General features: G+C 62.5%; 16 protein-coding genes and 1 tRNA gene. 3 read left to right on the forward strand and 14 right to left on the reverse strand.

Features of this window, described 5'->3' with window-relative positions; genetic code table 11:
- The first annotated feature begins 30 nt into the window (after window positions 1-30).
- Window positions 31-390: a hypothetical protein gene (locus tag CCC_RS00580; protein WP_041039200.1), complete on the forward strand. Its 360-nt coding sequence runs from the start codon at window positions 31-33 to the stop codon at window positions 388-390.
- A 208-nt stretch (window positions 391-598) separates the two neighbouring features.
- Here the strand turns inward: CCC_RS00580 and CCC_RS21480 are convergent, their stop codons facing one another.
- Entirely contained in the window at window positions 599-2,587 is a 1,989-nt protein-coding gene (locus tag CCC_RS21480; RefSeq protein WP_160295485.1) for a PAS domain-containing sensor histidine kinase, read from the reverse strand.
- 206 nt (window positions 2,588-2,793) lie between these two features.
- On the opposite strand from CCC_RS21480, the gene CCC_RS00590 reads away from it, so the two are divergent.
- A complete protein-coding gene (locus tag CCC_RS00590) occupies window positions 2,794-6,177 on the forward strand; it encodes a chemotaxis protein CheB (protein ID WP_160295486.1) in 3,384 nt (1,127 codons plus the stop codon).
- Window positions 6,178-6,245: 68 nt separating this feature from the next.
- Here the strand turns inward: CCC_RS00590 and meaB are convergent, their stop codons facing one another.
- The 3 genes from meaB to CCC_RS00605 are packed head-to-tail and all read right to left on the reverse strand — an operon-like array spanning window position 6,246 to window position 9,332.
- Window positions 6,246-7,259, reverse strand: a complete 1,014-nt coding sequence (gene meaB / locus CCC_RS00595; protein WP_009867606.1) for a methylmalonyl Co-A mutase-associated GTPase MeaB — start codon at window positions 7,257-7,259, stop codon at window positions 6,246-6,248.
- Between the two features lie 25 nt (window positions 7,260-7,284).
- Window positions 7,285-7,701: a cobalamin B12-binding domain-containing protein gene (locus CCC_RS00600; protein ID WP_009867605.1), complete on the reverse strand. Its 417-nt coding sequence runs from the start codon at window positions 7,699-7,701 to the stop codon at window positions 7,285-7,287.
- A gap of 11 nt (window positions 7,702-7,712) precedes the next feature.
- Window positions 7,713-9,332, reverse strand: a complete 1,620-nt coding sequence (locus CCC_RS00605; RefSeq protein ID WP_009867604.1) for a methylmalonyl-CoA mutase family protein — start codon at window positions 9,330-9,332, stop codon at window positions 7,713-7,715.
- Between the two features lie 218 nt (window positions 9,333-9,550).
- Between CCC_RS00605 and CCC_RS00610 the strand changes: the two genes are divergently transcribed.
- Window positions 9,551-10,246 carry a nitroreductase gene (locus CCC_RS00610; RefSeq protein ID WP_009867603.1) on the forward strand — a complete coding sequence of 232 codons (696 nt, stop codon included), beginning with the start codon at window positions 9,551-9,553 and terminating at the stop codon, window positions 10,244-10,246.
- A 64-nt stretch (window positions 10,247-10,310) separates the two neighbouring features.
- Here the strand turns inward: CCC_RS00610 and CCC_RS00615 are convergent, their stop codons facing one another.
- From CCC_RS00615 to CCC_RS00655, 10 genes are all read right to left on the reverse strand, one after another.
- Window positions 10,311-11,474 (reverse strand): ABC transporter substrate-binding protein, encoded by a 1,164-nt coding sequence (locus CCC_RS00615; RefSeq protein WP_041039348.1) that lies wholly within the window; start codon window positions 11,472-11,474, stop codon window positions 10,311-10,313.
- A 20-nt stretch (window positions 11,475-11,494) separates the two neighbouring features.
- Window positions 11,495-12,823, reverse strand: a complete 1,329-nt coding sequence (locus CCC_RS00620; RefSeq protein WP_201773270.1) for a phenylacetate--CoA ligase family protein — start codon at window positions 12,821-12,823, stop codon at window positions 11,495-11,497.
- Window positions 12,824-12,926: 103 nt separating this feature from the next.
- A complete protein-coding gene (locus CCC_RS00625; RefSeq protein WP_009868962.1) occupies window positions 12,927-13,547 on the reverse strand; it encodes a TetR/AcrR family transcriptional regulator in 621 nt (206 codons plus the stop codon).
- Between the two features lie 74 nt (window positions 13,548-13,621).
- The gene (locus CCC_RS00630; RefSeq protein WP_201773271.1) at window positions 13,622-14,686 is read right to left on the reverse strand and encodes a CaiB/BaiF CoA transferase family protein; all 1,065 of its coding nucleotides are present in this window, start codon (window positions 14,684-14,686) and stop codon (window positions 13,622-13,624) included.
- 439 nt (window positions 14,687-15,125) lie between these two features.
- Window positions 15,126-15,201, reverse strand: a tRNA-Phe gene (locus tag CCC_RS00635).
- A 79-nt stretch (window positions 15,202-15,280) separates the two neighbouring features.
- Window positions 15,281-15,454 carry a DNA gyrase inhibitor YacG gene (locus CCC_RS21485; RefSeq protein WP_082036441.1) on the reverse strand — a complete coding sequence of 58 codons (174 nt, stop codon included), beginning with the start codon at window positions 15,452-15,454 and terminating at the stop codon, window positions 15,281-15,283.
- A complete protein-coding gene (locus CCC_RS00640; protein ID WP_009868959.1) occupies window positions 15,451-16,482 on the reverse strand; it encodes a ribonuclease E/G in 1,032 nt (343 codons plus the stop codon). Before CCC_RS00640 ends, CCC_RS21485 begins: the two co-directional genes overlap by 4 nt.
- Window positions 16,479-17,051: a Maf family protein gene (locus tag CCC_RS00645; RefSeq protein WP_009868958.1), complete on the reverse strand. Its 573-nt coding sequence runs from the start codon at window positions 17,049-17,051 to the stop codon at window positions 16,479-16,481. Before CCC_RS00645 ends, CCC_RS00640 begins: the two co-directional genes overlap by 4 nt.
- 148 nt (window positions 17,052-17,199) lie before the next feature.
- On the reverse strand, window positions 17,200-17,418 hold the full coding sequence (gene infA, locus CCC_RS00650; RefSeq protein WP_008617671.1) for a translation initiation factor IF-1: 219 nt from the start codon (window positions 17,416-17,418) through the stop codon (window positions 17,200-17,202).
- Window positions 17,419-17,506: 88 nt separating this feature from the next.
- Window positions 17,507-17,950: an arsenate reductase ArsC gene (locus tag CCC_RS00655; RefSeq protein ID WP_009868957.1), complete on the reverse strand. Its 444-nt coding sequence runs from the start codon at window positions 17,948-17,950 to the stop codon at window positions 17,507-17,509.

Here is a 17,950-nt window from a genome sequence, read left to right on the forward strand (position 1 = left end):
TCCCAGGGCCCCCTTCTGCCGACATCCGTGATGTTCAGTGGCATCGCATGGTTGGCGTTCGGTCTGGCGATCGTCCAAGCAGGGCGCTGGCTCGAACGGGGTGATGGCATTGGATTGGCATTTGGAAAGCTGCTGCAGGTGCTGGGGATTGTGGCCGTGGCCCTGATGCTGGCGACCTTCCCATCGACCTATTTTTCATACCAGTCCGACAGTTCTGCAGTCCTCTATGCCGGTCTCGTCGTCGTCATCGGTGGCTTCATATTCTTGGCTGGAATGGGTCTGGTGTTAACGGGCACGCTGCTAAAGCGTGGCGCAAGCAAAAAGGCCGTAATTCCAGCCGCCCTGGCAACTGGGGTGCTGGTCATGGTTTGTTTGCGAATCATCAATTGATGGTTTCGCCGCCCGGCTCCGTAACACGCCACGCCGATCAACCTCGGCTTCCAGATCACGCGCCCACTTCTCGGCATCGGTCTTCTTGTCGAAGGACTTGGACCTCGGCGCGGCACCCTTCCGCCCCTACCGGCTGCGCCGTGTGCCGGGAGTGTGGCGGGTGATAGGAGCGATTGGCTCGTGTGATCCAAGTTCGGCCATGCGCGGATCAGGTCTTAATGGAACCGCCCTGAAGGGTGAAGAAGAACGTCGTTCCCATATCGGGCTGAGATTCCAGCCAAATGCTCCCGCCATGTCGCTCGACGATCTTCTTGCAGATGGCGAGGCCGATCCCGGTACCTTCGTACTGATCTCGGGTATGGAGGCGCTGAAAAATGCCGAAGATACGCTCGAAATACTCGGTGGCAATGCCGATCCCGTTATCGCTTATGCTGAATTCCCAGCCACCGTCGCGGAGTCGCCCACCGATGCTGATGGCCGGAGCGACCTCAGACTTCCTGTATTTGAGGGCGTTTCCGATCAGGTTCTGAAAGAGCCTCATGATCTGAACCGGGTCCCCCATGATCCCGCACGACAGCAGCGATTCGTCGATGTGAATGGCCGCTCCACACTCGCTGACGCCCATGCCGAGATTGGTCAGCGCCAGTTGAATGGCTGGCAGGACCGGCATGGCCGTTATGGGGTCACCATGCCGGGTGATGCGTGAGAACTCCAAGAGGCCAAGAACCAGTTGGTCCATACGCTTGGCGCCGTCACGGGCATAGCCGATGAAGTCGTGGCCGTCCTGGTCGAGCAGAGCTCCGTAACGGCGTTCCAGAAGACTCAGATAACTGCTGACCATCCGCAGCGGTTCTCGCAGATCGTGGCTGGCGACATAGGCGAATTGCTCCAGTTCAGAATTGGAGCGCTCGATTTCAGCGACATAGCTGGTGATCTTGGCCTCGGCGCGCTTCTGGTCGCTGATGTCACGGGAAAACACCGCCAATTTGTCGATTCGTCCATCAGGACCCGTAACAGGGAAGATGAAATTGTCGAGGAAGAGCTCCCCCTGGTGATCCAGAACATGAGCTGGAATCCCACTTTCCAGCACGCCCAGACAGGCTTGTCTTCGGCTTTCTGCCAGATCCGGAGGAAGGAGAGTCCAGACGCAGTCGCCGAGGAGGCATTCGACCGTCGTGCAAAATCGCTCTGCCATGACGGTGTTGGCGGCGAGAATGGCCCCGTCGATTTTAAAGAGCATGATGGCGTCGATCGAGGCATTCAGCAGGGCGTTGATCAGCGATTGGCTGATCTGGAGCTCCCGCTCCGAACGCTTTTGCTCGGTGATGTCCTCGTGAACCAGCACCACCTCGGGAACGGAATCGTTCCTTCCCCGAATCGGATAGGCATAGCCGTGCACCCAGCGCTCCTCACCCCGCCCAGTATCGACGGTGACGTGGATGGCTGGAATTTCCAGGCTGCGCCCGGCCAGGCCTTCGGAAAGCAGACGCTCCGCGCCGATCCGGTCGAGGACGGGATGCCCGCCTTCAGCGGTGGGAGCCGTGACGGTCTGCCCCCACAATTTAACCCAGGACCGGTTTGACATCCGCGGAACCGATGCGGCATCGACGATCTGGATAGCCAGTGGGCTTTGTTCAAAGATGGCGCGAAAGCGCGTCTCCGACTCCTGCAGGGCGATTTCCGCCTGCTTGCGGCTGGTGATGTCCAAAGCGGTGCTGAGGCACCGCCAGCCGTCTCCCCATCCCTCACCCAACCGGACGCTTTCCAGGATCACCGGAAAGGGCGGGCGTTGGTCGGGAGACAGCCATAGCTCGGAGGAGGCCCTCCCGACGCTTCGCACCGTGGCGAAATGGGCGTCCAGGTCATGGCGGCTGTCTTTCTCGACGAAGAGAAGAAACGGCTTGCCCGTGATGCGGCTCTTGGTGCGGGCCAGCATTCCCATCCCGGCGATGTTGGCGTCGATCACCGTGAGCTTATCGTCGATGATGAAATAGCCAGCCGGAGAATATTCAAAAAGATCCTGATACCGATGGCTGACCTTTTCGATGTTGTCCTGGGCTTGGCGGAGTTGCTCGTTCTGCGTCCGAAGCTCTTCCTGGTGGACATGGAGGTTGTGCAGGGTACCGGCCATGTGCCGTTGGGCTTCGGCCATGGCCTCGGGCGTCTGGCGGCGAAGCGCCGCCAGCTCCATGCTCATGGCATGAAGTTCGGCCTCCAACTGCGCCTTGGTTTTCTCCCGATTATTCCTAATGTCCATCTTGCGGCTTATTTAATTGCTCTCTATCCCCACATCAGATTCGCACAGCTACAAACAACATGGCGAACACTTTTTATAGATTATATGATGGGACGCTTAAGCCGCACCGCCATTTTACAATGAAGATGGCCGCAGGGGAGTTGGACATGGCGCGTAAGCCGAAAGAAGCGGGCGGCACTTCGGTGGCGGTGCGCTCATCGACAAAGCTCGGTGCGGAGGGAGAAGTCTCCAAGAAAACCCGAGGACGTCGCAGCAACCTCTACGTGGTCGGCATCGGCGCCTCGGCGGGCGGCCTGGAGGCGCTGCCGCCCTTCGTGGCCCATCTGCCGACCGAGGCCAACATGGCCTATGTCATCGTCCAGCATCTGTCGCCAGCCTATCGCTCCATGATGGTGCAATTGCTGGCGCGCGAGACCAAGCTGCCGGTGGAAGAGATCAAGGACGGCACCGTCCTGGTCGCCAACACCATCTACATCACGCCGCCCAACAAGGATGTCCGGGTCAAGAACTCGACCCTGTGGCTGCGCGAGCCTTCGGCGCCGTTGGGTCCGAAGCCCTCGGTGGACGTCTTCTTCGCCTCCTTGGCCGAGGACCGCGGCCAGCACGCCATCGGCGTGATCCTGTCGGGCACCGGCAGTGATGGCGCACATGGCATGCGCGCCATCAAGGCCAGCGGCGGACTGACCGTGGCTCAGGAGCCCGAAACCGCCAAATATGACGGCATGCCCAAGGCTGCCATCGATTCCGGCTGTGTCGATCAGACGCTGCCTCCCGATTCCATTGGCCCGGAACTGTCCTCCATCTCGCGCTTTCCCCGACCGGTGGTTAACCAGAAGTCGGAAGAGACCAAGACCCAGGACACCATCAACGAAATCTTCCTGCTGGTCCGCAAGCGTACCGAGGTGGATTTTACCCAGTACAAGCTGAACACCGTCCGCCGCCGCCTGGAGCGGCGCATGGCCGCCAACCGCATCGAGACCCTGGTGGCCTATCTGGACTTTGTCCAGCGCCAACCCGCCGAACTGGACCTGCTGTGCAAGGACATCCTGATCTCGGTGACCTCGTTCTTCCGCGATACCAAGGCGTTCGAGGATATCAAGCTGACCCTGTCGGAACTGCTGATGACCAAGCGTCCCGGCGATTCCATCCGCATCTGGGTGCCAGCCTGCGCCACGGGTGAGGAAGCCTATTCCTTCGCCATGATGCTGACCGATCTTCTCGGCGATGCCTGCAAGTCTTACAAAATCCAGGTCTTCGCCACGGATATCGACATGGACGCCATGCGCCATGCCCGTAAAGGAACATATTCGGCCACCACGGTGGATGGACTGGACAAGGCGTATGTGTCGAAATACTTCGACGCCATGGGGCAAAATTATCAGATCAAGAAGCCCATCCGCGAGATGGTGGTGTTCGCCCGCCAGGACCTGATCAAGGACCCGCCCTTCGTCAAGGTCGATATTATCAGTTGCCGCAATGTGCTGATCTATTTCAATTCCGACCTCCAGGACCGCATCTTCCAGGTGTTCCATTACGCCCTGAACCCGGAGGGCCACCTGTTTCTGGGCAAGTCGGAATCGGTGGGGCGCTGCACCGACCTGTTCCGCTCCATCAAGACCACGTCGAAGATTTTCCAAAAGCGCATGGGCGGGCCGCGCTCCGCCAACCCGGTCTTCGGAGCCTTCCGGCTCAAGCCCACAGAATCCTCGGAGACAATGCTGCCATTGGGGGGCGCCTCCATCGAATCCATCGTACGCGATGGCTTTGTCGAAGCCTGCATGCCAGCCAGCGTGGCCATCAATGAGAATCTGGATATCGTTTACTATCACGGCGACGTGGACGGTTTTGTCCGCTTTCCTCAGGGCCGCCCCAACCAGAATCTCGGCAAGCTGATCGCCGACGATTTCCGCATCGATCTTCGCGCCCTGGTGCACCGGTCCCGTGAGACCAGCACCGTCGCCATGGGCAGCAAGCGCCAATTACGAACCCGCGAGGGGGATGTGATGTCGCGGCTGGTGGTGCGGCCGTTGCATGTTGAATCCGGGCGCGAGCTGCTGTTCCTGGTCAGTTGCGAGAAGATCGAGCTTATCTCCGAGGGCGGCGCAGTGGAGGCAACCACCTCGCCGGGCAACGAAATCCGCCTGATCGAGCTGGAGCAGGAGCTGACCGCGACGCGCGAGCATCTCCAGACCGTGGTGGAGGAGCTTGAGACCTCAAACGAAGAGCTTCAGGCCCTTAACGAGGAAATGCAGGCCGCCAACGAGGAACTGCAATCCTCCAATGAGGAGTTGGAAACCTCCAACGAGGAACTGCAATCCACCAACGAGGAACTGACCACGGTCAACGAGGAACTGCAGGTCCGCACCTCGGAACTGGCCGCCGCCAACGCCGACCTCCAGAATATCCAGGACAATGTCGGCTTTCCCATGCTGGTGGTGGACAAGGGGCTGCGCATCACCCGCTTTACCCCTCAGGCGGCGCGGCTGTTCGGGTTGTTGCCTTCCGACGCTGGCCAGTTGATCACCGCCGTACCCAGCCAATTTCACGTCAAGGATCTGCGCAACCTTCTGGTTACCGTGGTTTCCAGCGGTTTGTCCCACGAAGAGATCATCGACGCCGAGGGACGCATCTACCGCATGGGGATCTTCCCCTATCGCGATCTGCGGGAGCAGACGGCGGGGGCCATCCTCACCTTCATCGACGAGACCGATCTGCGGAACACTCAAAAAGATTTGGAAGCCAGCATTGACAGTCTGCGCTCAACCCAGGGGGAACTGAAAGAGGCCAAGAATATTGCGGAGTCCGCCAACCGCGCCAAGTCTGAGTTCCTGGCCAATATGAGCCACGAGTTGCGCACTCCGCTCAATGCCGTTCTGGGTTTCGCCCAGATCATGGCGGACGAGATGTGGGGTAGCCTGGGCAATGATCGCTACAAGGAATATATCGGGATCATCGTCAATAGCGGCCAGCACCTGCTGGCGCTGATTGGCCAGGTGCTCGACATGTCGGTGATCGAAGCTGGGCGGACAACCTTGCGCGAGAGCAACGTCAATATCAGCGATGTGATCGTCACGTCCATGCGGCTGCTGTCATCCCAGGCGGAAAATTCCGAAATCAACCTGACAGCATCAGTGCCCGATGATCTGCCTCACATGCGCGGAGACCTGACGGCCATCCAACGGATACTCCTCAATCTGCTTGGCAACGCCCTGAAATTCACCCCGGCAGGCGGGGCCGTTACCCTGACCGCCTCCCATGATCAAAGCGGCGTGACGATCTGCGTGCGTGATACCGGCATCGGCATTTCTGCCCATGATCTGGACCGTGTTCTGATGCCCTTTGAACAAGGGGGGCAACGGATATTGCGCAAGGAGCGGGAAGGCGTTGGCCTCGGCCTGCCCATTACGAAGTCGCTGATGGAACTGCATGGCGGCACCTTGTCCATCGACAGTAAGGAAGGCAAAGGCACCACCGCCTGTGTCCACTTTCCAGCCTCTCGTTCGCTGGCGGCTCATGACGTGATGGTGTGACGGGGACGGTCAACACAGCCCCGCCGGTTTCCCGCGCCGAGCCAAGCCATCACCGGCCCAGTGGAACCTCAGTCGGCCATCACGGGAATTAGGCAATCCTGCGGCTCCGGCCCGTTTCCCAAGGCAGCCAACAGGCTGTCCGCCAGGGCATAGGGATCGCGGTCACGGCTCACCACCTGGTCGATCAGGGATTCCACGATCTGCTCCCTGCCCTTGAGCAGTCGTTTGTCCAGCCTGTCGCGGATGATCTCGGCCGTGCGGTGCCTGACCCTCTGACGGGCGCGCATCCGCGCCGAGTCCGGATGGTCGCGCACATGATCGAACCATGACTGCACGGTGTCGGCCAGTTCCTCGGCGCCCTGGCCAAGAAGCGACTGGGTCTTGAGCACCGGGGGAATCCAGGCCGTCTCGGGATGAAGATGATGGCCGAGCGTGACCATGTCGCGGATCTGGCTCACCGTCCGGTCGGCCTCGGGGTGATCGCCCTTGTTGACCACGTAGATGTCGCCGATCTCGTTGATACCGGCCTTGGCCGCCTGAACGTCGCCGCCGCCCATGGGCGTCTGCACCAGCACCACCAGATCGGCATGGCGGATGATGGCGGTTTCGTTCTGCCCCACCCCCACGGTCTCGATGATGATGACGTCCCAGTTCATGGCGTCCAGCACGGTCAGCGCATCACCGGCGGCCTTGGCCAACCCGCCCAGTTGCCCGCGCGACGCCATGGACCGGATGAATACGCCGTCATCGCAGGTGTGGTCGGCCATGCGCAGGCGATCGCCCAGCACGGCTCCGCCCGAGAAGGGGCTGGACGGGTCCACGGCCAACACCGCCACCTTTTTACCGCGCTTGCGCCACACCCGGATCATCTGGCTGACCAGGGAACTCTTGCCCGCGCCGGGCGGGCCGGTCACGCCGATTACCTGCGCTCGGCCCCCCGCCTTGTAAAGGGCCTGGAGCAGATGGACCAGCCCCTCTTCCTCGCGCTCCACCCGGCTGATGAGACGGGCGCAGACGCGGATATCGCCCAGGGCCAGGGCGGCCCGCGTCGCCGCGATCTCGTTCTTGTCGCGCTTGGTCATGCAATCCTCCCGGCGGCCAGGGCGATCAGGCGGATTTCCGCTCGGCGCCCCTGGCATTGGCGGCGACATAGTCGATGATCTGGGCGCTGGAACTGCCCGGCGGAAAGACCTCGGCGATGCCGTTGCCCTTCAGATGCGCGGCCACATGCTTGGGGATATTGCCGCCACAGATCACCGGCACATCGCTCATGCCGTTATCCTTCAGCAGTTCCACCAGATATTCGATCTGGTTGAAGTTCGAGGCATGCGAGCTGATGCCGATGGCGTCCACATCCTCCTGAATGGCGGCCTTGAGGATCATTTCCGGCGTCTGGGTGGCGCCCAGATAGATGACCTCGAAACCGGCATCGCGCAGCACGCGGGCCACGATCTCGCCGCCGGTGGTGTGCCCGTCCAGGCCGATCATGGAGATGATGACCTTGATACCTTTTCCCTTGCTCATGGCCGTTCCTTTCATTGGTAGTCGTAGGGGCACGAGATCATGTCGAACGGATCGTAGGTCAGTCCGCGCGCCAGACGGATGGTGCCCATGACCTCGCCCACGCTGGCATAGGCCTTCACCGCCTCGATGATGGAGGGCATCAGATTGAAGCGGTCGCCCTTCTGGCCGTCCCGGTAGAGTTGGGTCAGGGTGGCCTTCAGCGCCGCCTGGTCGCGGGTCTTCTTCCATTCGGCCATGCGGTTGGCGATCAATTCCGAATCCTGGGAATGGACCTCCTGAATGGGGATCTCGAAATCCTCCTCGGGCGGGATGACCAGATGGTTCACGCCCACCACCAGGCGTTCCTTGTTGTCGATCTCCTGGAACTTCTTGGCGGCCTCGGCGGACAGCATGTCCTGGATATAGCCCCGTTCCAGGGCGGCGATCATGCCGCCCATGCCCTGGATCTCGTTGTAGATGCGGTAGCCCTCTTCCTCCACCTTGTTGGTGAGCGCCTCCACGTAATAGGAACCGGCCAGGGGATCCACCACATCGGCGGCGCCCGATTCATAGGCCACGATGTGCTGGGTGTTCAGCGACATGCGCGCCGCCAGGGCCGAGGGCTCGGAATGGGCATTGTCTAGCGTGGCGTTGTCGAGCGCAGTACAGCCGCCGATGACGCCCGCCAGCGTCTGGATGGCGCAACGCACCACATTGTTCAGGGGCTGCTGGAAAGTCATGGTGCGGCCCGATGTGTGGATGGCGATGAGCAATTGGCACGCCTTCTCGGTCTTGGCGTGGAATTCCTCTTTGGCCATGCGGGCATACATACGCCTGAGCGCCCGGATCTTGGCGATCTCGTCGAAGAAGCGGGTGCCGACGCTGACCAGTTCATAGGGAAACAGCGAGGTGGTGTCGAAATCCAGGCCGCGCTCGTTGATCAAGCGGCCGCAGATCTCCTTGATCATGGACAGGCAGACGGCCAGCGCCTGAGCCGAATTGCCACCCGATTCCTGGAAGTGCTGCGAGATGATGGAGGCCCGCATGCGGATCTTGTTCTTCAGCACATATTCGCCCGCGTCCAAAAACAGCTTCAGGTTCAGATCGAACGGGCTGACATCGGTCTGGCCGAAATAGTTCTCGAACGGCGATTCCATACAGCTGCCGTGAACTTCGGACGGGTCGATGCCACGCTTCTGGGCCAGGGCCACGATATAGGCCAGACGCAGGACCGACGGCGCCGAAGACCCCAGCAAGGTGATGGACTGGCCGGTCAGCGGAATGCCGTCCATCAGTTCCTCGAACTCCAGCAGCGAGCATCCGGGCCAGCCCAGCACTCCGACCTCACGGCGGCCCAGAGGATGGTCGGGATCGATGCAATCGGAGAACACCCGGTCACTGATGACGCAGATGCCGCCGGTCTGGCCCATCTCCCGGTACTTCTTCAGCACCTGATTGGCGGCCACCGAGGTGCCGAGACCGGCGGTCATGCGCTGGGTCCACATGCGCGAGCGGTAGCCCTTGGGGAAGTAGCCGCGGGTATAGGGATATTGCCCCGGATCGGCCAGATCCTTCGAGTAGTCGAAGCCGGCGATGTCCTCGGGACCATAGGTCTCCTTCAGGGCATATCCATAGTCGGTTTCTCTCTTCATTGGTCTCTCTCCGGTTTCGCAACGCCGCCGGTGGCAAGCCATAAGCCAATTAATAGTCCGACCGATTGGTCGTTTAATTGACTATAATGGCCCCCTGCCCTACCGTCAACGCTTCGGTTGCCCTTTTCCATGGTTGCGTCGCGCACGCAGCTTCGGGTACGAATTAACCGTCCGCGTGGACTTTTTATGTGCTTTCCGCTTGGCGATAAGGATGTCTCATGGAACCCTCACCTTCCACGCCCCTCACCATCTTCGACGCCCTGACCAGCCGCGCCAGCATGCGTGCCTTCCTTCCCACCCCGGTGCCGCGCCTCACGGTGGAAGCCATCCTGGCCCTGGCCGCGCGGGCCCCCAGCGGCTCCAACATCCAGCCCTGGACCGTCCATGTTCTGGAGGGCGAAGCCCGCGACCGCCTTTGTCAGCGCCTGTTGCAAGCCCATCGGGAGGATGAACCCGGCCATGGCGACGACTACACCTACTACCCGCCCGAATGGTTCGAGCCGTTCTTGTCCCGGCGCCGCAAGCTGGGCCTCGACCTTTACCGCAGCCTGGGAATCGGCCGCGACGACCGCCAGCGCATGAAGGATCAGCTGGGCCGCAACTACCTGTTCTTCGACGCGCCCATCGGAATGATCCTCACCCTCGACCGCCGCCATGGGCAGAGCGCCTGGATCGACCTGGGCGCCTTCTTGCAATCGCTCATGCTGGCGGCCCGAGGCTACGGCCTTCACACCTGTCCCCAGCAGGCCTTCGCCCGCTTCCATCGCCTGATCCGCCCCATTCTCGGCATTCCCGAGACCGAGGTGGTTGTCTGCGGTCTGGCCCTGGGGCATGCCGATACCTCGGCGCCCGAGAACGCCCTGGTCAGTGAGCGGGTTCCGGTGGCGGAATTCGCCCGCTTTCACTCCGGCTGAACGGGTGGGCCGCGAACCGGGAAGCCCCGGTACGCGGCCACCTTTGGAAGCGGCAATGGGACGATTATTTGCCAGTGCCCGCCAGCCGCCATGCTCCCCCTCTGGCCTCGGCGATGCGGAAGGCGGTCAGGTCCAGACCCAGGTGATCTTGCGCCGACATATTGAAGATGCCGCCCGTACCGGACAGATTGCGGGTTTCTTCGAGGGCATCCCTGACCTTGGCGTGATCCACCGAATTGGCGCGGCGGATGGCGTCGGCCAGAAGATGGAAGGCGTCATAGGCATAGCCGCCGAACGGCGAGGGCACCTTGCCGTATTTGGCCTGATAGGCCTGGATGTATTGCAAAGATACCGGCTTTTGGCCGTCATAGGCGGGCAGGTCCTCGGCGACCAGCATGGCCGAGGCGGGCAGTCGCACCCCTTCCGCCGCAGGCCCAGCCATGTCGAGGAAGCTTTGCGAGGCAACGCCGTGCGACTGGTAAAGCGGCAATGTCATGCCCAGCTGCCGGTAATTCTTGGTGAGGATGGCCGGTCCAGGCCCCGCGCCGATGACGAACACCGCCTGCACATCCGCATTGGCGCGGACCTTGGCCAACTGGGCCCCCATATCCACGTCCTTGGGGAAGAACACCTCGTCGAGGAGAACGGTGATGCCGTTGGCCTGCGCGATCTCGACGGTGATGTCGCGGCCCGACTTGCCGAAGCCGTCGGCCCCGGTGATCAGGGCGATCTTGGTCAGGCCACGCGACTTCAGATCCTCGAAGACGCGCAGCACCATCATGCGGTCGGTCTGCGGCGTCTTGAACGCCCATTTCTTTACCGGCAGCACGATGCCCTCGGCCCCGGCCAGGGAGATCATGGGCGTCTCGCCACGCTCGGCCAGGGGGATCATGGCCAGGGACGAGCCGCTGGTGCTGGCGCCGATGATGGCGTCCACCTTGTCGCTTTCCACCAGACGCACCGCATGGCCGCGAGCCATTGCAGCATCGCCGCCGTCGTCATAAACGATCAGCTTGACCGGCCGCCCCAGCAGCCCGCCCTTGGCATTGAGCTGTTCCACCAGCATTTCCAGGGTCTTAGCCTCGGGATCGCCGATATAGGCCACCGGCCCGGTGACCGCCAGAACGGCCCCGATCTTGATGGGATCGGCGGCACTGGCCTGGGTCGTCGCCAGGGCGGCAGCCGTGCACAGGACCGCTCCTGCGGCCCCCAACAGTTTCTTCAGCATGCTCCAGCCTCCATGTTCCATTATTTCTTGATATGAACGCGCACGGCCTTGGCCTCGTAGCGGGGCAAGGTTCCCTGGTCGCGGCAGACCACGTTGACGCGGATGCCGAGGCGCGAATGGATGAGGTGTTGCACCTTGGCGGCGAGATCGGCTTGGGACAGGTTGCAGCCCCGGGCCTTTTCCATCTCGACGGTGATCTCCTCGAGGATCTTGTCCTCGCGGTCGATCTCGATGTGCCAGGCTTCTTTGACGGTGCCCTCGGTATTGGCGATGATGTCTTCGATCTGGGTCGGAAAGACGATCACGCCACGCACCTTCAGCATGTCGTCGTTGCGGCCGATGATGCGGCCGATGAGCGGCATGCCCTTGCGCCCGCACGGGCAATCGTAGGGGTGGTCGGACAGGCGCACCAGATCATGAGTGCGCCAGCGCACCACCGGACTGGCTTCCTTGTCCAAGGTGGTGACCACCAGTTCCCCCACCTCGCCGGGCGCCACCGGCTTCATGGTCTTGGGGTCCAAGACCTCGGTGATGATGGTGTCCTCGTTGATCAGATGCATCTCGTCGCGGTCGTGGGAATAGGGACACGATATGCCCACAACCGGGCCGCCAGCCTCGGTCGTGCCGTAGATGTTCTGGGCGGCGAATCCGGCAGGCAGGGCGGCCTCCAATTCGTCGCGGAATTTGGCCGAAACCGATTGGCCGCCGAACAGCCCGACACGCAGCTTCCACTCGGTCTTGGGATCGATTCCCATGTCGCGGGCCGCATTGACCAGGGTCATGAGCCACAAGGGCGACATGGAGCAGGCGGTGTAGCCGTGATCCTTGAGATAGGTCACCGCCAGTTCCGACCGTCCCGGCCCCAGGGGAAAGTTGGTGGCGCCAAAGGCCTTCAGCCCCACGTCCAAGGCCAGCCCCCCCACCCAAAGGCCGTAGCCGTAGCCCTGGTAAAAGCGGTCGGAAGGATTGACCCCCGCCGCCTTGAGGATGCGGCACATCTGGCTGGCCAGGAGATGGTCCAGATCACGGGCCGTCATGCCGAACATCACCGGCAGGCCGGTCGTGCCCGAAGTGGCGATGAAGCGGCGGACCTGGCCCATATTCGCGGTCAACATGGGAAAGGGGTATCGATCCCGCAGATCAACCTTCTCCAGGGTCGGCGACGCCGCCAGGGCGGCGTGATCCACCAGATCGGTGGGCTTCATCCCCGCCTTGGCGAAATGGGCAACCCATTCGGGCGAATCGGCCAGGCGCGTACCCAGGGCCGTAAGCTTTCTGCGCTGGATCGCCAGGATCGCGTCCCGGTCCAGCAATTCCACATCAGGATGGCAATGTTCTATCTTGGACACGTCTACCTCCCTAGCCTTGGTCGACGCCGCAAATTGATTGTCCGACCGTTCGGTCTTGTTTTTAGCGTCGCGTGTCTATGAATGGACGCCTGCGCGTCACGGGTCAGTTATCGTCGTTGATATCCTCGAGTCTGGTGGCCAGAAGGCCGTTCAGGAAAATACCGGACGCCATTGCGGCCAATTGCCGGGGATTCATTCCCCGATTGGCGTCGAACCACGTATAGGTCCAGTTGATCATACCGAAAAACAGCATCACCGCCGGACGGCGGAAGGCGGGATCGGCCAGCAGGCCGGGATTGACCCTCTCGATCACCCCTTCGGTGAACTTCACGACCCGGCGCTCCAGATCGACCACCCGCTCGCGCTCGCGCTCCTTCAGGCTGTCCAGATCGTTCATCATCACCGCGTGCCGGTGCTTGGAATGGCTGTAGGTCTCCAACAGCATGGCGGTCAGGGCCTCGAACTGCTTGACCGGGTCCAGGGAGGTCTGCAACGCGGCGCCCACCACGTCGAAGACCTTCTCCACATGCTCGGACACCAGGGTGTTCAAGACGTCGTTCTTTGATTTGAAGTAGTGATAGATGCCCGACTTCGACAACCCGCTGGCTTCGGAGATCTCCACGATGGAGGTATCGGCGAAACCCTTGCGCGCGAACAACTCGGCCGCCCGGTCCAAGATGGTGATCTTGATGGACTCGTAATCCTGCGACCGCGTCCGCGCCATGCCTTGCCCTCTCCTTGCCATCACGCGCCCCGGACGGGACGCTGCCGCCAGGGTGCATAACCTCGACCGCGCGGTCAAACATTTCCGAGCCAGCCATGGCCCTGATCCTCGCCTAATGCCGGCGCCTTGCGGATGCGCTCCGGATCGCGAAGCGAGGAGGCCAGGGGCAATGGCAAGGCGGGCCAAGCCTCCGACCGGCCAGGGGCCAGCACGGAATGTGAGAAGACGCCGCGCCCGGCGAAATGGGGCGAGGCGAAGGCCTCCTCCGGCGTCTTCACCTGATTGCAGCACACGTCATGACCGGCGAAGACCGCGTCCCACTGGGCGGCGTCCCGGCTTGCTAAGCGCTGGGCCAGGGCGTCGGCGGTAGCCTTGGGGTCCCGGCGGTCGTCGCGCAACGCCTCCGGCAGGTCCACAAGCTCGCAAAGCCGGGCCCAGAAGCGGCCTTCCACCGCCCCCACAGCCATGCGGCGGCCATCCCTGGTCGTATATAGGCGATAGCGGGGCGAGGCGCCCATAAAGAAATCCCGGTTCACCTGGGAAGCCCCCGCCCCTCCCCGCTCGGCCAGATCCAGGATCATGGCGGGAAAGACGTTATCGGCCATGGCCACGTCCAGGTGACAGCCGCGGCCATCCCGATCCCGGCGCGCCAGGGCCAGAAGGATGTTCAGCACCGCCGGATAGGCCCCTCCCATGATATCGGCCACCAGCACATGAGGCAGACCATGGCAGGAATCCAATAGCCCCGCCTCAGCCTGATAATTCAAATCATGCCCGGCAACCGAAGCCAGGGGACCGGTCTGGCCGTAGCCGGTTATGGAACAGTAAATGAGGCGTGGATTGATCTGGCGCAGATCCTCCCAGCCCAGGCCAAGCCGGGTCATGACACCGGGGCGGAATTGTTCGATCAGGACATCGGCATCACGGATCAGCGACAAGGCCGCGTCGCGCCCCTTAGGCGTGTTGAGGTCAAGGGCAATGCTGCGCTTGCCGCGGTTGAGCATGGCGAAGAGCGCCTCCGACATATGGCGGCTTTCGTCGCCCATGCCTGGACGCTCCACCTTCAGCACGTCGGCCCCGGATTCGGCCAGGACCAGCGAGGCCAAGGGCCCCGGCAGCAATGTGCTGAAATCGATCACCCGTAGACCCAACACCGCCACTCCCGATCAGATGCTCATAATTAATAGTCCGTCTGGTCGGTTTTTGTCAACACCCTCATTTTCGCAAAACCGTAAGAGGCGTGTCGATTTTTCTCATTATTATTCCTATAGTTAATAAACTTCTACAGCCTCCTTCCTGCCGACATCGCGGCACAATAAATAATTAATTTGACCATCTGGTCTGTCTTTGATGTAATGAACCGGCAGACTGTCAGCGTCTGTGAAAGTCGCCAGGCAGCCGGGGCCGGACGACCATGATCGTCCCACTCCTCCCGGACACCTCCAAAAGGGTGCCACTGGCGCCCTTCATTTTTGTGGAGACGCGCCCCAAACCACAGACAGGGCCACAGCCCTTCCGCTCATCTCGGCGCCGAAAATGGAAAGCCCCCGAACGGCGTTACCGTTCAGGGGCTTGAAGTGGTGCCCAGGGGCGGAATCGAACCACCGACACTGCGATTTTCAGTCGCATGCTCTACCAACTGAGCTACCTGGGCCTCGCACGCCTCGCGGCGAAGAGGAGGCGCTTATAGGCGACTTTCGCCGTATCGGTCAAGCCCCCCTGAGGCAAAAACTTCATTCTTCCTCGGGCAGGCCTTCCGGGTCTTCCACGGCGGGCGCGCGGTAGGATTCGTTCAGCCAGCGGTGCAGGTCCACATCGGCGCAGCGGGTGGAGCAGAACGGCTTGTATCGGGCCTCCGCTGCCTTGCCGCAGATGGGGCAGGCGACGGTCTTTTCATCACTCATCATGGCACCTCGTCGATCAGGACGTCCTCGGGCAGGCGGTCCGCCTCGGCGCACACCACCAGGGGGCGGCCCAGCAGGCGTTCGGCCTCGGTCCGCTCGGCACTCATGATCGCCAGGGCGGCGGCCACCGGGGGCGCGGCGCAGATGCCGAGCCGCGCTCCCGGCCGGGCCAGAACCTCGGCCAGCAGCGAGCGCAGGGCGGCCAGGGCCAGGGTCTCGGGCGAGGCGGACAGCGAGCGGCGGCAGAGCAGTTCGGCCAAAGACGGCCCGCGGCGTTCGCGGGTCAGTTCCACCAGACCCAGCGGCGACAGACCGAAGACATGGGTGGGAACCGGATCGGCGGCCACCGCTTGGCGCAGGGCTTCGACCAGCCGGAACAGGGGCTTGCGGTCGCGGCCCGAGATGAAATCCACCACCACCTGCCCACCCAGATTGCGCAGGCGCATCTGGCGGGCGATTTCCGTCACGGCGGCGGCATTGACCTCGGCGGGACGGCCACCCGCCGAATCCACGTCGATGGCGGTCAGCGCCGCCGTCTGTTCGATGACCAGACGCCCTCCGCCGGGCAGGGGCGCCACCGGGTCCAGGGCGGCAGCCATAGCCTCGTCCACCTCGTGATGGGCTTCGGTCACCAGGCGGGCCTGGGGAAAGGCCGCGCGCAGCCGCTCCAAGGGCTCGGATCGGCGCAGAAGAGCCGGTGCTTCACCTTCGGGTGGAAAGCCCTCCTGTGGGGTCAATAGCGGCCCTTTGCCGCCCTGGGCCTCGCCCCGCACCCGCACGACCACAACGGCGCCCTCGGACAGGCCCAATGCTTTGGCGCCGGGCAAAAAGCCGGGACAGGCCCCCGCCCCAAGATTCACGAAAGCGGCATCCAGGCCCTTGTCCAGGGCGGTGACGCGTCCCCGGAACACCGAGCCCAGCAGGAGGGACGGACGGTCCACCACCAGTTCCACCGGGCGGCCCTCGGCCAGCACCAGATAGCGGGCCTCACCCGGGCCGGAGGAGACGAGAATGTCGATCGATTCGCTCACGGAGCGAAGCCGAACCCGTCCAGCAACTGCGCCGTCTCGAACAGCGACAGGCCGACGATGTTGGAATAGGAGCCCTGGATATCGCGCACATAGCGCGCCGCCAGACCCTGGATGGCGTAACCTCCCGCCTTGCCATCCCACTCACCCGAGGCCAGATAGTCCGCAATCTCGGCATGGGAGAGGCGCTTGAAGGTCACGGAGGTGGTCACGGTGCGGCGCCCGATGCGGCCATCGGGAGCGATCAGGCAGATGCCGCCCACCACCCGGTGGCGGCGTCCCGACAGCATTTCCAGGCACTGGCGCGCGGTGGCCTCGTCCTCGGCCTTGGGCAGGATGCGCCGCCCGCAAGACACCACCGTATCGGCGGCCAGGACGAAGGCCCCCGGATGACGGGCGGCCACGGCCAGGGCCTTGGCCTCGGCCAGACGGCGGGCATGGGGAACCGGCAATTCGCCCTTGAGGGGCGTCTCGTCCACATGGGCGGGATCGACGGTTTCGGGCGTTATGGCGATCTGGCGAAGCAGGTCGAGGCGCCGAGGCGAAGCCGACGCCAACACCAGAACGGCCATGATGTTACTCCGACGGAACAAGGAACCGCTTGGCGGTTCGTTGGACCGGAGGCAAGCGCGAAGCGCGCCGCGGCTTATGCCGCGAAGCCCGAGCGAAGCGCCCGGCGATTGAGGGCTCAAGGCGGGTCAATGGGTTGGCCCGCCGAGATTACTTATAGCGGAAGGTGATGCGGCCCTTGGTCAGGTCATAGGGCGTCATTTCGACGTTAACCCGATCACCAGCCAGCACGCGAATGCGGTTCTTGCGCATCTTGCCGGACGTGTGGGCAAGAATCTCATGGTCATTGTCGAGCTTCACCCGGAACATGGCGTTCGGAAGCAATTCCGTCACCGTCCCAGAAAACTCGATCACATCCTCTTTCGCCATTTGGCCTCCGAACTGGGTTTTGCGCGCGCGAAGATAAGTGAGCGCAGCTAAGGTTTTGGTCAAGCCTTTTCGAGCATGGGAGCGGTTATTATTCCCGCGCCATGCCCGAGGCCGGGAAGCGTTTGCGGATATGGCGCTCCAGTTCGTCGCGCACTGCCCGATAGGCATCCAGACGAACCTCGCGGCTGCCCTCGATCAGGGTGGGATCGAAGGTGGGCCAGAACTCCACCTCGCAGGCATTGTGCCGGGTCAGATCCACCGCCTTGTGCTGGGCCTCGGGCGACAGCGACACCACCACGTCGAAGCTGTCATCCTCCAATTCCTCGAACAGGCGGGGGCGGTGCTTGGAAACGTCGATGCCGATCTCGTCCATCACCTGGACCACGAAAGGATCGGGTTCGCCGCGCCGCACGCCCACGGAATAAACATAAATGCGCTTGCCGTGGATGCGCTTCATGATGCCTTCCGCCATGGGCGACCGCACCGCGTTCATGGTGCAGCAGAACAGAACGGCGGACGGCAGATCCCCCAT

The organism is Paramagnetospirillum magnetotacticum MS-1, from assembly GCF_000829825.1.
GTDB lineage: Bacteria > Pseudomonadota > Alphaproteobacteria > Rhodospirillales > Magnetospirillaceae > Phaeospirillum > Phaeospirillum magnetotacticum.

Excerpts from the sequence above, each read along its gene's own strand:
- CCC_RS00580 (WP_041039200.1), top strand. The coding sequence starts at position 31 with ATGTTCAGTGGCATCGCATGGTTGGCGTTCGGTCTGGCGATCGTCCAA.
- CCC_RS21480 (WP_160295485.1), bottom strand. The coding sequence starts at position 2,587 with ATGAGCATGGAGCTGGCGGCGCTTCGCCGCCAGACGCCCGAGGCCATG.
- CCC_RS00590 (WP_160295486.1), top strand. The coding sequence starts at position 2,794 with ATGGCGCGTAAGCCGAAAGAAGCGGGCGGCACTTCGGTGGCGGTGCGC.
- meaB (WP_009867606.1), bottom strand. The coding sequence starts at position 7,259 with ATGACCAAGCGCGACAAGAACGAGATCGCGGCGACGCGGGCCGCCCTG.
- CCC_RS00600 (WP_009867605.1), bottom strand. The coding sequence starts at position 7,701 with ATGAGCAAGGGAAAAGGTATCAAGGTCATCATCTCCATGATCGGCCTG.
- CCC_RS00605 (WP_009867604.1), bottom strand. The coding sequence starts at position 9,332 with ATGAAGAGAGAAACCGACTATGGATATGCCCTGAAGGAGACCTATGGT.
- CCC_RS00610 (WP_009867603.1), top strand. The coding sequence starts at position 9,551 with ATGGAACCCTCACCTTCCACGCCCCTCACCATCTTCGACGCCCTGACC.
- CCC_RS00615 (WP_041039348.1), bottom strand. The coding sequence starts at position 11,474 with ATGCTGAAGAAACTGTTGGGGGCCGCAGGAGCGGTCCTGTGCACGGCT.
- CCC_RS00625 (WP_009868962.1), bottom strand. The coding sequence starts at position 13,547 with ATGGCGCGGACGCGGTCGCAGGATTACGAGTCCATCAAGATCACCATC.
- CCC_RS21485 (WP_082036441.1), bottom strand. The coding sequence starts at position 15,454 with ATGATGAGTGATGAAAAGACCGTCGCCTGCCCCATCTGCGGCAAGGCA.
- CCC_RS00645 (WP_009868958.1), bottom strand. The coding sequence starts at position 17,051 with ATGGCCGTTCTGGTGTTGGCGTCGGCTTCGCCTCGGCGCCTCGACCTG.
- infA (WP_008617671.1), bottom strand. The coding sequence starts at position 17,418 with ATGGCGAAAGAGGATGTGATCGAGTTTTCTGGGACGGTGACGGAATTG.
- CCC_RS00655 (WP_009868957.1), bottom strand. The coding sequence starts at position 17,950 with ATGGGGGATCTGCCGTCCGCCGTTCTGTTCTGCTGCACCATGAACGCG.